The sequence below is a fragment of the Pantoea sp. B623 genome (assembly GCF_024814475.1).
GTDB classification, from domain to species: domain Bacteria; phylum Pseudomonadota; class Gammaproteobacteria; order Enterobacterales; family Enterobacteriaceae; genus Pantoea; species Pantoea ananatis.
Genome location: NZ_JANUXM010000004.1, coordinates 4512603 through 4528354 on the forward strand (window position 1 = coordinate 4512603; position 15752 = coordinate 4528354).

15 protein-coding genes are annotated in these 15752 nt (G+C 53.6%); 6 read left to right on the forward strand and 9 right to left on the reverse strand.

Annotated elements, in window-relative coordinates; genetic code table 11:
* Nucleotides 1-140: 140 nt before the first annotated feature.
* On the reverse strand, nucleotides 141-845 hold the full coding sequence (locus tag NXS97_RS22825) for a GntR family transcriptional regulator (protein ID WP_013026057.1): 705 nt from the start codon (nucleotides 843-845) through the stop codon (nucleotides 141-143).
* A 279-nt stretch (nucleotides 846-1124) separates the two neighbouring features.
* Between NXS97_RS22825 and NXS97_RS22830 the strand changes: the two genes are divergently transcribed.
* From NXS97_RS22830 to NXS97_RS22840, 3 genes are all read left to right on the forward strand, one after another.
* Nucleotides 1125-2747: an alpha-glucoside-specific PTS transporter subunit IIBC gene (locus NXS97_RS22830; RefSeq protein WP_013026056.1), complete on the forward strand. Its 1623-nt coding sequence runs from the start codon at nucleotides 1125-1127 to the stop codon at nucleotides 2745-2747.
* Complete coding sequence (locus NXS97_RS22835; protein WP_116219767.1) at nucleotides 2744-4066, forward strand: 6-phospho-alpha-glucosidase; 1323 nt, start codon at nucleotides 2744-2746, stop codon at nucleotides 4064-4066. Before NXS97_RS22830 ends, NXS97_RS22835 begins: the two co-directional genes overlap by 4 nt.
* Nucleotides 4067-4338: 272 nt before the next feature.
* The gene (locus NXS97_RS22840) at nucleotides 4339-4812 is read left to right on the forward strand and encodes an MEKHLA domain-containing protein (protein ID WP_181901418.1); all 474 of its coding nucleotides are present in this window, start codon (nucleotides 4339-4341) and stop codon (nucleotides 4810-4812) included.
* Nucleotides 4813-4850: 38 nt separating this feature from the next.
* Here NXS97_RS22840 and NXS97_RS22845 read toward each other — a convergent pair whose 3' ends face one another.
* A complete protein-coding gene (locus tag NXS97_RS22845) occupies nucleotides 4851-6395 on the reverse strand; it encodes a methyl-accepting chemotaxis protein (RefSeq protein WP_013026053.1) in 1545 nt (514 codons plus the stop codon).
* Between the two features lie 550 nt (nucleotides 6396-6945).
* Here NXS97_RS22845 and NXS97_RS22850 point away from each other — a divergent pair.
* Complete coding sequence (locus NXS97_RS22850; RefSeq protein WP_014605687.1) at nucleotides 6946-7140, forward strand: hypothetical protein; 195 nt, start codon at nucleotides 6946-6948, stop codon at nucleotides 7138-7140.
* 38 nt (nucleotides 7141-7178) lie between these two features.
* Here NXS97_RS22850 and NXS97_RS22855 read toward each other — a convergent pair whose 3' ends face one another.
* Nucleotides 7179-8312 (reverse strand): acyltransferase, encoded by a 1134-nt coding sequence (locus tag NXS97_RS22855; protein WP_014605688.1) that lies wholly within the window; start codon nucleotides 8310-8312, stop codon nucleotides 7179-7181.
* 181 nt (nucleotides 8313-8493) lie between these two features.
* Here NXS97_RS22855 and NXS97_RS22860 point away from each other — a divergent pair, with 181 nt between their 5' ends.
* Complete coding sequence (locus NXS97_RS22860; RefSeq protein ID WP_014605689.1) at nucleotides 8494-9240, forward strand: SDR family oxidoreductase; 747 nt, start codon at nucleotides 8494-8496, stop codon at nucleotides 9238-9240.
* A 37-nt stretch (nucleotides 9241-9277) separates the two neighbouring features.
* On the opposite strand, the gene NXS97_RS22865 is transcribed toward NXS97_RS22860, so the two are convergent.
* A complete protein-coding gene (locus NXS97_RS22865) occupies nucleotides 9278-10195 on the reverse strand; it encodes a LysR family transcriptional regulator (RefSeq protein WP_116219788.1) in 918 nt (305 codons plus the stop codon).
* Nucleotides 10196-10277: 82 nt separating this feature from the next.
* On the opposite strand from NXS97_RS22865, the gene NXS97_RS22870 reads away from it, so the two are divergent.
* Complete coding sequence (locus tag NXS97_RS22870; protein ID WP_013026048.1) at nucleotides 10278-10691, forward strand: GNAT family N-acetyltransferase; 414 nt, start codon at nucleotides 10278-10280, stop codon at nucleotides 10689-10691.
* A 34-nt stretch (nucleotides 10692-10725) separates the two neighbouring features.
* Here the strand turns inward: NXS97_RS22870 and mdtI are convergent, their stop codons facing one another.
* The 5 genes from mdtI to betI all read right to left on the reverse strand — a co-directional run bounded on the left by mdtI (nucleotide 10726) and on the right by betI (nucleotide 15580).
* Complete coding sequence (mdtI, locus tag NXS97_RS22875; RefSeq protein ID WP_013026047.1) at nucleotides 10726-11055, reverse strand: multidrug/spermidine efflux SMR transporter subunit MdtI; 330 nt, start codon at nucleotides 11053-11055, stop codon at nucleotides 10726-10728.
* The gene (gene mdtJ / locus NXS97_RS22880; RefSeq protein ID WP_014593863.1) at nucleotides 11042-11392 is read right to left on the reverse strand and encodes a multidrug/spermidine efflux SMR transporter subunit MdtJ; all 351 of its coding nucleotides are present in this window, start codon (nucleotides 11390-11392) and stop codon (nucleotides 11042-11044) included. Before mdtJ ends, mdtI begins: the two co-directional genes overlap by 14 nt.
* 398 nt (nucleotides 11393-11790) lie before the next feature.
* Entirely contained in the window at nucleotides 11791-13473 is a 1683-nt protein-coding gene (betA, locus tag NXS97_RS22885) for a choline dehydrogenase (protein ID WP_116219766.1), read from the reverse strand.
* A 23-nt stretch (nucleotides 13474-13496) separates the two neighbouring features.
* Nucleotides 13497-14969 carry a betaine-aldehyde dehydrogenase gene (gene betB, locus NXS97_RS22890; RefSeq protein ID WP_013026044.1) on the reverse strand — a complete coding sequence of 491 codons (1473 nt, stop codon included), beginning with the start codon at nucleotides 14967-14969 and terminating at the stop codon, nucleotides 13497-13499.
* Between the two features lie 17 nt (nucleotides 14970-14986).
* Nucleotides 14987-15580 (reverse strand): transcriptional regulator BetI, encoded by a 594-nt coding sequence (betI, locus tag NXS97_RS22895; protein WP_014593862.1) that lies wholly within the window; start codon nucleotides 15578-15580, stop codon nucleotides 14987-14989.
* Between the last annotated feature and the right edge of the window lie 172 nt (nucleotides 15581-15752).

The following is a 15752-nucleotide window of genomic DNA, read 5'->3' on the forward strand; positions in this document are numbered from 1 at the left end:
CCCAATAAATATAGCGTCCTGCTGCAGGGTGTTAGCCAGATTCACTCTCACGCAAGGCACCTGTGATTCGAACGGGCGATTATATTACACCTGAGAAGCGCTCTGGCGCATTGATGAAGCGTACTGACATCTCTGATCACTCAACCCGTGCGTCGTAGATGGTAGTTAACCTGATAATCGTGGGTGTTTCTGTACATCACGGCGTAGTTGATAAAAGAGCCCGTATTGCTGTATGAAAGCGAGTCGACTCTGAGTAGGAGGGTTTTTTCAGCGATATCCATCAGGTGCGACAGGCGCTTATCGGATAAAACCGGTCTTAATGACTCATAATTGCCCTCTAAAACAATGCCACACTCCTGCTCGATATAGTCAAATTTAGATTTTTCCAAATGGGCCAGGCTAAGGTCAGGGAATATTTTCACTGGCATATAACTTTCTTCGAGCATCAGCAGCTTTTCATCAACATAACGTAACCGACGTGAGAAAAAGAGGCGTTCACCACTGTTTATGCGTAACTGATCGGCTATGGCGGGAGGGGCGGCGATTAACTCGAACGCCAGTACCTTACTGATCACCTCTTTTCCCTGCAGACGTAAGACTTCTGCCAGCCCGGTGAGCGAACTGGTTTCATGACTGATATCCTTTGCGGACACGTAGGTTCCGCTGCCATGCCGTCGCTCCAGCAACCCCTCTCTGACCAGTAAATCTATTGCCTTACGCAAGGTCATTCTCGCCACGCCAAACTCTGTGGCGAGCACTTTTTCAGCCGGAATAGCACTCCCTACCGCGACAAAGGGCGAATTTAGCCGGAGACGCAGTTTGTCAGCGATAAATTTATAGATCACTTTTGTACCTCCTGAGAGGGAGACATAACCGTCAACAGGCCTGGCATAAAGTTAATGCGTGCAGGGGGATAAATAAATAAATTTTTTATTTCCTTTAGCCGCGCTGTGAGATGTCTAGTTATTGCCATGAAAATAGACGTCATGATGAAAATTAAAACCATGAGGGCGCTCACGAAGTCGTTAATGTCCCACTCTGCCAGAGGCGTGACTGCCTTATTTTGGCTGCGTTTACATTGACTTTAACGATATATCCTTAGAATCGTTACGTGAGGAACTTAAATGCTCAGTCAAATACAGCGCTTTGGCGGCGCCATGTTTACGCCGGTATTATTATTTCCCTTCGCCGGCATTATCGTTGGTCTTTCCATTATGTTACGCAACCCTTTATTTGTAGGGGAAGCATTAACGCATCCAGAGAGTTTATTTAATCAAATTGTCTTCATTATTGAAGAGGGCGGATGGACGGTTTTTAGAAACATGCCGTTAATATTCGCGGTTGGCCTCCCGGTGGGGTTGGCAAAACAGGCTCAGGGGCGAGCATGTCTGGCCGTTGTCGTCAGTTTTTTAACCTGGAATTATTTAATTAATGCCATGGGCAGCACCTGGGGCGATTTTTTTGCCGTCGATTTTTCCAAAGGAACAGAAGCCGGAAGCGGACTGGCCATGATCGCGGGGATAAAAACACTGGATACCAGCATCATCGGTGCCATCGTCATTGCCGGTCTGGTGACGGCTCTGCACAATCGTTATTTTGAAAAACCGCTTCCGGTTTTTCTGGGTATTTTTCAGGGCTCATCTTTTGTCGTCATTGTTGCCTTCTTAGCGATGATCCCCTGTGCCTGGTTAACGCTGTTTGGCTGGCCCAAAATTCAAATGGGCATCGAGTCGCTTCAACAGTTTTTACGCGATGCGGGCGCGGTTGGCGTGTGGGTTTATACCTTTCTGGAACGTATCCTGATCCCGACAGGACTGCACCACTTTATTTATGGGCCTTTTATCTTTGGCCCGGCAGTGGTTGAAGGCGGCATCCAGGTTTACTGGGCAGAGCATCTGCAGGCCTTCAGCCAGAGTACGCAACCACTCAAACAACTGTTTCCTGAGGGCGGTTTCGCGCTTCATGGCAACGCAAAAGTCTTCGGCGCAGTGGGTATTGCGTTGGCGCTCTATTCGACAGCCTCAGCGCGTCACCGGGTCAAAGTCGCAGGGTTGTTAATTCCGGCCACGTTGACAGCCGTTCTGGTCGGCATCACTGAACCCCTGGAGTTTACCTTCCTGTTTATTTCGCCTCTGCTGTTTGCGGTGCACGCTGTGCTGGCCGCCAGCATGGCGACAGCAATGTATATGTGCGGTGTGGTGGGGAACTACGGTGGCGGCTTACTGGACCAGTTTCTGCCGCAAAACTGGATCCCAATGTTCCCTAACCATGCCGGCATGATCTTTACCCAAATCGGTATAGGCCTGGTTTTCACGGGGCTCTACTTCGTGGTTTTTCACCAACTCATCCTGCGGCTGAACCTGAAAACACCCGGTCGAGAGGACAGTGACGTCAGGCTTTACAACAAGGCCGACTATCGGGCAGCGCGAGCAGCGCCAGCTTCCCCGGGCGGGCATAACCCGCAACGCGATCAGGCTTGGGGTTTTCTGAATGCGCTGGGTGGGGCCAGCAATATAGCCAGCATCAACAACTGCGCCACGCGCCTGCGGATAACACTGGTCGATGAGGCCAAAACGCAGAACGATGCCGCGTTTATGGCGCTGGGCGCCCACGGTGTCGTCCGGCGTGGCAACAGTATTCAGGTCATTGTGGGCTTACAGGTCCCCCAGGTGCGCGAGCAACTTGAAAGCCAAATGAAAGACCCGGCCCGGTCTGAAGCAACACTTACCATGGAGAAACCTTTATGAAGACATTCTCAGTTTTAATTGCGGGCGGCGGTAGCACCTTTACGCCGGGTATTGTGCTAATGCTCCTGGCGAACCGGCACCGCTTTCCTTTACGCCAGCTGAAGTTTTACGACAATGACGCGGCCCGTCAGGAAACCATTGCCCGGGCCTGTAAGATTATCTTGCAGGAACAGGCACCTGACATTGTGTTCAGCTATACCACCGATCCGCAGGAAGCATTCAGCGACGTCGATTTTGTCATGGCGCATATTCGGGTGGGTAAATATCCCATGCGTGAGCAAGATGAAAAAATCCCCTTGCGTCATGGTGTTCTGGGCCAGGAAACCTGTGGGCCGGGTGGTATTGCCTATGGCATGCGCTCAATCGGCGGTGTCCTTGAGCTTGTCGATTATATGCAACAGTACTCACCCGACGCCTGGATGCTGAATTATTCCAACCCGGCCGCCATCGTGGCTGAGGCAACGCGACGCCTGCGACCTGAAGCTAAAATCCTGAATATTTGTGACATGCCGATTGGTATTGAAAGTCGGATGGCAAAAATTGTCGGTCTGCAAGACCGCAAGCAAATGCGGGTGCGCTACTACGGGCTCAATCATTTTGGCTGGTGGACCGCTGTTGAAGATTTGAAGGGGAATGATTTAATGCCACAGCTGCGTGAGTACGTGGCAAAGTACGGCTATGTTCCGCCCTCTGTATCGTCATCAGTGGAGTCCAGCTGGAAGGATACTTTCCTGAAGGCGCGCGATGTGCAAGCGCTGGATCCCCAGACGTTGCCCAATACCTATCTGAAATATTATTTGTTCCCAGATTATGTGGTCGCGCATTCCAACCCTGAACGCACCCGCGCTAATGAGGTCATGGAGCATCGTGAAAAGCAGGTGTTCAGCGCCTGCAGGGCAATCACCGATGCCGGGCATTCATCCGCCGGAGAGTTGGAAATAGACGAACATGCTTCCTATATTGTCGATCTGGCGACCGCGATCGCCTTCAATACCCAGGAGCGTATGCTGCTCATTGTGCCTAATCAGGGCGCTATCCCCAACTTTGATGCGGACGCTATGGTGGAAATTCCCTGTCTGGTGGGGCGCAACGGTGCGGAACCCCTTCAGGTTGGCGACATTCCGACTTTCCAGAAGGGGTTAATGAGTCAGCAGGTTGCGGTCGAAAAGCTCGTGGTGGAGGCATGGGAACAGCGCTCCCGGCACAAGTTATGGCAGGCCATTACCTTATCTAAAACGGTACCAAGTGCCGCCGTTGCAAAAGCGATTCTCGACGATCTTATCGAGGCAAATAAAGCCTTCTGGCCGCCGTTGAGCTAGAGCGCCCGTCAGCCAGCCTGGGTTCGCGTTCAGGCTGGCTGTCTTTAGCGCAGACAGGGCAAACCAGGAGAATCGAATGCCGTGAGGGATAACCCTGTGGATCGCGCGAGAGAGTCGTCAATATTCCAGTGTGCATTGCGCGGCAGTGCAGTCCTGAGCTCGGCGTGCCGGGACTGCACTGCCGCGTCATGCCTCTCCACCGTTGCGCGTGCTTGATTTTCAGCGCGCATCCCGCCACATTAGCTCCTCGTATCCTGCCGCTTGCAAAGGAGATGATCGTGTCGACTGTACCCCTACTGACCTTACTGAAGCGTATTGATGAACGCTACCGATCGCTCACCGGACATGGGCTTTACTGTCCTCATGATATCGATGACCGTTATCAGTGGCTGCATGAACAGGCGCCGTACAGCATTCTTGCCCACAGTACCGCAGCCGATCCCGTGTTTGTCTATGCCAATCGTTGTGCTCTGAACTGCTTCAAATACAGTGCGGAAGAGATACGGCAACTGCCGTCACGACTCAGTGCCGGGCCTTTCGACAGGGAAGCACGACAGCGCCTGCTGGATATTGTCAGACGCGATGGCATTGCCACCGGCTACAGCGGACCGCGTGTCGATAAGCAGGGCAAAAGCTTCATTATCTACGATGGCGAAGTCTGGCAGTCAGACGGACGCGATGAGGCGGGATGGGGCCAGGCCGCACTGTTCTGGCCCAGCCCCCGTCACGCGTTGGCAGCGTTCTGATCGGCGCGACGACGCCTTTCTGCCGTGTGCTGACAGGCTTATACCCGGAACGCTTCTACCATGCCGCGTAATGCGTGCGCCTGTTCAGAAAGAGACTGAGAAGCAGAGGATGACTCTTCAACCAGCGCCGCGTTGTTCTGGGTGACGCTGTCCATCTGGCTGACGGCGACGCTCACCTGAGAAATGCCCTGCATTTGTTCGGAGGAGGCCAGTGAGATCTCATCCATCGCGCTGGCCAGGTCGCCGACCATGCTGACGATTTTGAGGATGCTTTCACCTGTACCGTTGGCGACTTTGACGCCGCTGCCAACCTGTTCAACCGCTTGCTCAATCAGCGACTTAATCTCTTTTGCTGCGGTCGCGCTGCGCTGGGCCAGGGTGCGGACTTCACCTGCGACAACGGCAAAACCCCGGCCCTGTTCGCCAGCACGCGCGGCCTCTACCGCGGCATTGAGGGCCAGGATATTGGTCTGGAAGGCGATGCCCTCAATAACGCCGGTGATATCGCGAATTTTAGACGCGCTCAGCGAAATGTCGTTCATGGTTTCCGACATCCGGTGTACGTCGCTTTCGCCACTGCGCGCCAGCACGGCGGTCTCACGGGCAGTTGATGCAGTGCTTTGCGCACCGGCGGCGTTACTTTTCACCGTGGCGGTGAGCTGTTCCATACTGGCTGCGGTTTCCTGCAGGGCGGCGGCCTGCTGTTCGGTCCGGGAGGACAGCTCCGTGTTCCCCTGGGCGATCTCTTCCGCTGCCAGCGCAACGTTACCCGAGGTCTGTTTGATCTCTGACACCAGAGCACGCAGTTTAGCCTGCATACCATCCAGTGAAGCCAGCAGGCTGGTGGAATCATTACGGCGGAGCGTGACGCTGGCGGTCAAATCGCCCGAGGCAATCGCGGCCGCCAGTTCCTGGGCCTGGGCAGGCTCACCGCCCAACTGGCGCATTAATACCCGGGTGATGACATAGCCGGTGGCGATGGAGAACAGCACGGAAAGCACGGATAAAAACACCAGCGTCAAGGACGCCCGGCTGGTTGCCACGCTGTTAACTTCCACCGCGTTGCGGCTGTTATGCATGAGAATTTCTGTGGTTTTGTTTAGCGCATCCAGCATATTGCGTTGCAAGGGGCGCAAGGTCTCCATGAGATAACGCGTCGCTTCATCTCGCTCATTCTTCAGCCCCAGTTGCCCGGCAGCTTCGAAAGCGCTCATCACCGTGCCTTCCAGTTCTTTAATGTGGTTTAAGGCAGCCTGTTCTTCAGCCGTGGACTGGCTCTGCATGATCACCTCGAGCGTTTCACGGTTTTCCGCGAACAGTTTTTTTTGCGCTTCAAGACGCTCCCATTCAGGCTGCATTTCCTTAACGTCGCTCAACAAGGCCAGATTTCGCACGGCTATCGCCAAATCCCTGAGTTCGCCGCGCATATCAAGAATCAACTGGTACTTCCGCATTTTGACATTCACGACCTCATCCATTCCGGTTTTAGCGTTATGCAGCGAGTTAAGTGAGACAGAGGTGCAGATAATGGAAAGCAAAATTAACAAACCGAAACCGGTTGCAAGACGAGTGGAGATTTTCATAAATATGTTCCCGATGGATTGCTGTTTTGTTCTCTATCGGCACGCGTCAGGAAAATGATTAACAAAAAGGCCAAAATTTACATAAGTATCGTTAATATTATTATTTTGAATTTAAAAAATGATCTTAATCAATAGATGACGATATTTTTGTTATGTCTTGAATATCGTAAGGTAATGGCCGAAAAATATGCAATGGGTTGATGTATTGAGTCAGGTTGAGGGGGCGTTTTTTATTAAATCATAAATTTAAATGGTGGTTGCCACTAACCCGGATCGACGGGCAGCGAAGGGCAGACATGACCTCGTAGCGGGCCTGGATCTGCGCTCGCCACTCTGTTGCTCATCAGTGATCCCGTCACGCTACCCAACAGATCAAACTCTGAAGTGACGGCGTTGGGTAAGGTGTGCCTGTGCGACGAACACAGCGCGTATACGTCCGATAAATATGTGATCGGGGTAACAATCTTGACATGAATTTTAAGTTTATCAGACAGTTCATTACGCCAGTTTCTTCACTATAGCGACTCCATTCACAGCATGGGAAAGCACAATGAGGAAACCGTTAGCAGTGGCCTGGTTGTTTTTGATCATTTCATTCGGCGCAACGGCGCAAAGTCTGACGCACAGCAGGGCCGATCCCGCCCATTATGCGGGATTAAAGACGCACAGCAGCATCGCAGATACGCCGGAATCACCGGATGAGCATGTAAGGGAGAGGCAGCACGACGTGGGTAAAGCATTGTGAAGTAAAAAAATGGCTCGCCAGTGCGAGCCATCTTTTCATCAGCGTGCAGGCCTGGGCGCCAGAAACTTCTTGCCCAGTTTTATTCCCGGTTTTTCCACACAGTTAAACAGTAATGATGCCAGCGCGTAGGTCACCGGAATCGATACGGCACAAACAATCAAAAAACGCGTCAGATCATTTTGATACTCAATGTCCGTTTGATTGAGCAACAGCGCAATGGCCGGGATCACGATCAGCAGATGCAGCAAGTAGACCGAAAACGACACATCGCCCAGCCATGTACTCAGACGGTTGTTTAACACCTTACGCGGAATGCGGATCAGTTTTGCCATCAGGCTGCTTTCCTGATACTGCCAGAGCACGGCCGCCATACCGATAATCATAAAGGCTTCCAGCATCACCTGCAGCTTAATGGCACCCAGCCCAATCAGCACGCTTACGGCCGGTCCGGCAAGGGCAAACAGCACGTACAGCAGGGATTTACGGCGTACCGCTTCAGCCAGCAGCATGCCTGAAATAAACATATTCAGTTTAATCAGAATCATTGACGGCATTTCAAAGGCTTCATAGTAGTCGGGCAGCAGGTAACGGCCTGCGCAACTCAGCGCCATCATGCTTAGCAGGGCGGTCGCGTAACCGAAGCGCATCACCGCCAGCATCATAAACGGAAACAGCAGATAGAACTGCATTTCCAGCCCAATGCTCCAGTCGGGCAGCGTGGTATTGAATCCATAGGCGGGCAGCACGCCAAACAGGAATGACAGATGCGTCAGCACGTTCATGAACGACTGATCCGCATAGCGTGAGGATTCTGTTGCGGTCCCGGAATAAAACTGGGCAATGGTATCGCGCATCTCACCAAACCAGGGGCCATAGATCAGGGCAACCGCCAGCAGCAGATAATAAAGCGGGGCAATGCGGAAAAAACGGCGTAACCAGAATTTTTTAATGGTTTCCGCGCGTTGCCAGGGCTCCTTGTGCTGGCGTTCCACATAGTTTTTTGCCATCAGATAGCCCGAAAGCAGGATAAAGAGATCCACGCCAATGCCGGGTGAGGAGATCAAGGTAATATGGCAATGGATAAGCAGACTTATGTGTCCCAGCAGTACCCAAAGAGAAGCGATGCCGCGTAACCCCTCCAGTTCCGTGGACCAACCTCGTGTCGCAGACATGGTAAAACCCCGTTAATCAGTTAGTTATACTTGCACTAAGGCGGTAACTAAGCCCTAACGTGGTGGTTAAGTCCACCCGTTGAGAAAAAAGTGAGAGGATTCTGACGCTGTGGTTAATAATTAATCGGCGAGATAATGCGCTCGCTGATTATTTATGGCGGTTCAAACGGGAGCACGCAAGATGAATAAGCACGGCAATACATTGTTGATCACCGGTGGGGGAACGGGCATTGGGCGCGCACTGGCGCATCGCTGGCATGACGCCGGGAACAAGGTGATTATTACCGGACGTCGTCAGGACGCGCTGGACGAAGCGGCGGCCGGACGAGAAGGCATAGCGACCTGGGTTTTAGATGTCACCGATGCGGATGACGTCAGTCACGCCATTCCTCTGCTGCTCCAGACGTATCCGCACCTGAATGTTTTAGTCAACAATGCTGGCGTCTTTAGCCCTGAGGACATCACTTCACGCCGCGACCTGAGCGATGTTGTGAGAATGACCGAAACCAATTTTATTGCGCCCGTCAGGCTCACTGATGCGCTAATCGATCACCTGAGTGCTCAGCCCGCTGCGGCTATTATTAACGTGTCGTCCGGGCTGGCATTTGTCCCTTTCCCTGCTTCGCCGACCTACAGCGCCACTAAAGCGGCACTTCACTCCTATACCGCAGCCCTTCGGCCGCTGTTAAAAGGGAAGGTTGAGGTGATTGAGATTATCCCGCCACAGGTGCAAACCGAGTTAGCGCCCGGGCAGTCTCAGGATCCTGACAGCATGCCGCTTGATGCCTTCGCCGATGAGGTTATGACGTTATTGCACAGCGGCACAACGCCCACCGAAGTCTGTGTGGAACGCGTGCGCTACTTTCGCGAGGCCGAAGCGAAAGGGCAGTTTGATGAGGCATTGCAGATGCTGGTGCAATACAGCTAAGCCCCGGCCAGGCGCGAGGCGACAACGCGAGCGACGATTACGCTGTTCCACTGATTTCGTGCAGCCAGTCTGTGAGGTCGCGCTCAAGCGTTCCTGCCTTTGCGACCTCAGGCGAGAACAGGCAATACTCTGAGCCATCTTCCACAAACCCCATTGGTGCGGCCAGTATGCCGCTTTGAATATCATCTTTAACGAGCGGCCAGGGTCCAATGGCTACGCCGATCCCGGCTACCGCCGCCTGCAGGCTAAAATAAAAATGTTCGAAACACTGCTGCACGTTAACGGGAGCCGGTATCTGCATCGCCGTCGCCCAGACCTGCCACGCCTCCGGGCGGCTTCTGGAGAGCAGTAAAGGCGCGTCCGGATTCAAACCCGGACGCTCGCTGTCGAACCAGACCGTGACGCGATCGGGGCGGCAGACCGGTCCCACCTTTTCCCTGAACAAGTGTTCGATATGGCAGGGCGATACGTGAGTAAAATCATTGCGGCGCAGCGCAAAATCAATCCCCTGATCAAACGAGAATGCGCCACTGGCCGCGACCAGATGGATTTCATTTTTACCGAAGCGCGCCTCAAAATCGCCCCAGCGTGGAATCAGCCAGCGCATTAATAACGTGGGCTCACATGACAGCACGCGCTGGCGCGTTCCCGCGCGTAAGCGGTTTACGCTGCGGGAGATCATGGCGAAGCCGTGACTGACCGCGTCAGCCAGCTGTTCGCCTGCTTCTGTCAGACAGACTTTCCGGTTACGACGCGCAAACAGCGCAACACCTAAATCCTCTTCAAGTACGCGCACCGCCCGGCTGACAGCACCGGGCGTAAGATGCAGTTCGTCTGCTGCACGGGCAAAACTTTCGAAACGCGCCGCCGCTTCAAAACAGCGCAGCGCCATTAACGAGGGCAGGCGGTTGCCTGCTACAGGTGAGTTTAACTCACCCTTTGGCGCAGAAATCATCGTTATATCTCGCGTTTTTTCACCATTAATATCAATCAAACCGAGAAGGGTTGGATATTTATATTACCAGGGGGTCAGTAACGTGGACTATATCATTCGGGAAGAAATACCGTCTGTAGAAACCTATCGCCACATCAGAGTGAGCGCAGGATTAAGTGACAAAACGGAACAGGCCGCAAAGACGGGGTTAAGAAACGGTTTGTACAGCGTGGTGGTTTGCCATCAGGACGCGCCGGTTGGCATGGGAAGAGTGATTGGCGACGGAGGCTGCTTTTTTGTCATTACCGATATTGCTGTGCTGCCACAACATCATAAAAAGGGGGTGGGCGATCGTATTATGACGGCGTTAATGGCCTGGATAGCGCGCCATGCGCCGCCCTCCGCCTACATCAGTTTGATTGCCAGTCATGGCTCGCCGGGTTTTTATGCCCGTTATGGTTTCGAACCGGCATTGCTGCCAGAACGTGCGGGCATGTTTTTGCGAATCCAGGGATAAAGATGAAAAAGGGGACGTCAGCGTCCCCCTGTTATCAGGCCAGTTTCAGAATGATCATGCCCAGCAATAACAGCACAAGCCCCACCCAGCCCTTGAGGTTGAGCCGCTGACCAAACAGTATCCATCCTGCTGCCACGGTCGCGACGATACCAAAGCCGCCCCACAGGGCGTAAGCAACCGACAGATCGATGCCTTTAACCGCCTGAGACAGCGCGCTAAACGCCAGCAGCACGCAGGCCAGAGACAGCATTCCCGGGAGGATTTTTTTAAAGCCGTTGCTGTACTTAAGCAAAATATTTGCGGCTATCTCCAGCAGGACCGCCAGTGCCAGCCAGGCAAAATGGATCACATCAGGCAGGATCATGTTCTGCCTCCTTCACCTCACCGCTGCCGACTTTAATGAGCAGAATGCCCGTCATCAGCGTGATCAAACCGCAGATTTTCATTAACGACAGGGTTTCATCAAAAAGCTGCACGCTAAATAAGGTGATCAGCAGAATGCCAATGCCCTCCCAGAGCGCGTAAGCCACACCCAGCGCAATGCGCTTGATGGCGAAACTCAAAAAAAAATAAGAACAGGCAATCATCCCCAGCATGACCACATAACCCAGCTGACTCTGATTCAGGCTGGACCATTTCATAGTCAGGGTACCTATAATTTCCGTAACAATAGCGAGTACTAATAATCCCCAGGCGCGCATGGGTTTTCTCCATCAATCGACGTCATGATTTACCGTGATGCGTAACGCAACGGCAGAAAAGAAGTTGGCTGGCAGAAAGGGGACTAAAGGGCGCTGCGCCAGTGCTGATCGACGGCGTTAACGCTGACAGGTGCGAGGGTAAAAAGGGGGGTAAAAAGAGTAATGAACATCCTGCTCATAATTAAACAATGCATCCACGTTGTTGCTTCTCTTCAGTGGACGGGGAAAGCCTCCGGTAATGAACACAGTAGCGTTATATCATTAAAACCGCCCCAGGCACAGCCTGTTTGTTCGGGTTTTTGACAAATATCAGGTCAATATTGCTGGGGTTTAGGCACGGTTGCGTTTCGGCAAAAAAAAAGCCGGACAGCAGTCCGGCTTTGATGTCGTAGAAAACCTTACGCTGGGCGCGCGGGTTCCGTACGAACGGGCGCTTCGCCCGCCACATAGTAGTCAGCCGTGCTGCGTGGCAGAGCATCAAGTCCACGAATGCAGTCGGCAATTTTTTCACCGATCATAATGGTGGTCGCATTCAGGTTACCGGTGATGATCAGCGGCATAATTGAGGCATCGACAACGCGTAATCCCTGGAGTCCGTGAACGCGGCCTTCACCGTCAACGACCGACATCTCGTCATTGCCCATTTTACAGGTGCCGCAGGGATGATAGGCCGTTTCGCCGTGATTACGGACAAACTCATCCAGTTCTTCATCGGTCTGGCATTCAATGCCCGGACTGATTTCACGTCCGCGGTATTTATCCAGGGCCGGCTGATTAATGATCTCACGCGTAATGCGGATGGCATCGCGAAATTCGTGCCAGTCCTGCTCATGAGACATATAGTTGAACAGGATCGCAGGATGGCGACGTGGATCGCGCGATTTCAGGCGCACATGACCCCGGCTCGGCGACCGCATAGAGCCAACGTGACACTGGAAACCGTGCGCATCTACCGCATTTGACCCGTTATAGTTAATCGCGACCGGCAGAAAATGGTACTGAATATTCGGCCAGCTAAACTCTTCGCGGCTGCGAATAAATCCGCCTGCCTCAAACTGGTTGCTTGCCCCGACGCCGGTGCCGTTAAACAGCCATTCCGCGCCAATCTTAGGCTGGTTCCACCATTTCAACGCCGGATAGAGCGAAACCGGCTCTTTGCACTCGTACTGCAGGTACATTTCCAGGTGATCCTGCAGATTTTCACCCACGCCTGGCAGGTCATGTACCACCGGAATATCGAACTGGTTCAGCAACTCGGCTGAACCCACGCCGGAACGCTGCAGGATCTGAGGGGAGGCAATGGCCCCTGCACACAGCAAGACTTCACGGCGGGCGTGAACCGTATGCAGCGTATTGCTGTCGCCGATCAGGTACTCGACACCTATTGCACGCTTGCCTTCAAACAAAATGCGATCGGTCGTGGCATGCGTAACGATTTTCAGGTTGGCACGATTTTTCGCCCTGTCCAGATAGCCGCGCGCGGTGCTTGAACGACGACCTTCAGGCGTGACAAAGCGGTCCATTGGACCAAAGCCTTCCTGCTGATAGCCGTTAAGGTCATCGGTACGCGGATAGCCGGCCTGAACGCCTGCCTGAATCATCGCCTCAAACAGAACGTTATTGCCTTTCTTCGGCGTGGTCACGCTGACCGGACCCTCTCCGCCGTGGTAATCGTTGGCGCCCGTATCACGGGTTTCTGATTTACGGTAGTAGGGCAGACAGTCCAGGTAGCTCCAGTTTTCCAGACCGGGCATGGACGCCCAGTTGTCCAGATCCATGGCGTTACCGCGGATGTAACACATGCCGTTGATCAGTGATGAACCGCCCAGGCCTTTGCCTCGGCCACACTCCATCCGGCGGTTGTTCATGTAAGGCTCAGGTTCCGTTTCGTAGGCCCAGTTATAACGTTTTCCCTGTAAAGGGTAAGCCAGTGCCGCAGGCATCTGGGTTCGGAAATCAAAACGATAGTCGGGGCCGCCCGCTTCCAGCAGTAAGACATTCACATTGCTGTCTTCGGTCAGTCGGGTAGCCAGGACATTCCCTGCGGATCCGGCTCCAATGATAATGTAATCAAATTCCATTCGTCGCTCCTCAGGTAGGGGGATTAAAATACAGACTGAAAACGCGTCAGTTCTACCTGAACCGACTTCACCTGGGTGTAATTTTGCAGCGTCATCAGGCCGTTTTCACGTCCCACGCCAGAGTGCTTATAGCCACCAACCGGCATTTCGGCGGCAGATTCACCCCAGGTGTTAATCCAGCAAATACCGGCTTCAATCTGATGGATCACGCGGTGCGCGCGGTTAAGGTCTTGCGTGACCAGGCCGGCAGCCAGACCGAATTCGGTGTCATTGGCCCGACGTATCACTTCGTCTTCAGAGGTGTAGCTCAGAATTGACATCACAGGACCAAAGATTTCCTCACGGACAATCTTCATCTCGTCACGGCAGTCGCTGAATACGGTGGGTTCAACCCAGGCGCCCTGATCAAAGCCTTCGCCCGTTAAGCGTTTTCCGCCACACAGCAGACGTGCGCCTTCTTCGACGCCAGAGGCGATAAAGCGCATGACGTTGTCGCGGTGGCTAAAGCTGACCAACGGGCCAAAGTTAGTCTCAGGATCGCGCAGGTCGCCCGCTTTGATGCGCGCAACGCGCTCAAGAATTTTGGCTTCAAACGCCGACTGCAGCCCGGCGGGAATAAACACGCGCGTGCCGTTAGTACATACCTGGCCTGAACTGTAAAAGTTAGCCATCATGGCGATATCCGCGGCGAGATCGAGATCGGCATCATCAAAGATGATCAGCGGTGACTTACCGCCCAGCTCCATCGTAACGTCTTTCAGCGTAGAACCGGCCGCGTTCGCCATTACCTTCTTACCGCTGACGACGCCGCCAGTGAACGAGACTTTATCAATGCCAGGATGTTCGGTCAGCAGCTGGCCGGTCACCGCGCCGGTTCCCGGTAGCACGTTGAACACGCCATCCGGCACGCCCGCTTCCGTGTAGATTTCAGCCAGTTTCAGGGCCGTAAGTGGCGTGACTTCACTGGGCTTGAAGATCATGGCGTTGCCGGCGGCCAGAGCAGGCGCTGACTTCCACAGCGCGATCTGGATCGGATAGTTCCAGGCACCGATGCCCGCAACAACGCCCAGCGGTTCGCGGCGGGTATAAACAAACGAGGTATCACGCAGCGGAATTTGCTGGCCTTCCAGCGCAGGGATCAGCCCAGCGTAATATTCCAGTACGTCGGCACCGGTCACGATGTCCACGCTGGAGGTTTCACTGAACGGCTTACCGGTATCAAGCATTTCCAGCTCAGCCAGCTCATCATTGCGCTCGCGCAGGATATCAACCGCACGACGCAGAATGCGTGAACGTTCCATTGCGGTCATCGCTGCCCAGATCTTTTGTCCTTTTCTGGCAGCGGCGACGGCACGATCGACATCCTCGCGTCCGGCGATCTGAACATCAGCCAGAACCTCACCGTTGACCGGATTGATGCTCTGGAAGGTTTCTCCAGAGGTGGCGGCAACGTAGGTACCATTGATGTAGAGTTGTTGCTCGTTGAATCGGGACATAATTTCTCCTGGTTCCGTTACTCGTGTTCGCCAGCTAACTGCTGACGAATGAATTGGGTGGTCAGTGTTCGGGCGGTGGCGGCGTCAAACGGCTTGCCACTCAACGCGGCGCGTAACCACAGACCGTCGATCATGGCCGCCAGCCCGTACGCGGCAAGACGGGCCTTTTCCTTTGGTAACTGGCGGCGAAATTCAACCGCTAAAGAGGAAAACAACCGCCGGTGGCTGACCCGTTCCAGACGTTTGAGCTGCGGCTGATGCATGCTGCTCGACCAGAAATCAAGCCAGGCTTTCATTACCGCACGTTCGATCTGACTTTCGTCGAAGTTGCCGTCAACGATAGCGCGTAGCCGGACCTCTGCGGAGGCCTCTGTCAGGGACGCCAGTCGACTCGCGACCGCCTCACGTAGCTGACGCGTCACATCGCGCATGGTGGCTTCCAGCAGGCCGTTCTTATCCTTGAAGTAATGACTGATGATGCCCGTTGAAACCCCTGCGCGCCGTGCAATCTGGGCAATGGTGGCATCATTAATACCCACCTCATTAATTGTTCCCAGCGTTGCATCGATCAGCTGCCGACGTCGTATTGGCTGCATCCCTACCTTTGGCATGACTCTCACTCCAGCCTGAAACCGAACCCCTATTTAAACTTTTTTTGATTGGATGTTCAATATAAATAGAATCCTTGTTAGGATGATGTGTCCTAAAAGTTGAGTAAGTGAAGCGGTAAGTGTGGCAGATTTGCTAGTTTTGACCAGAATGTAACAGCAGGAAACGAAGCGT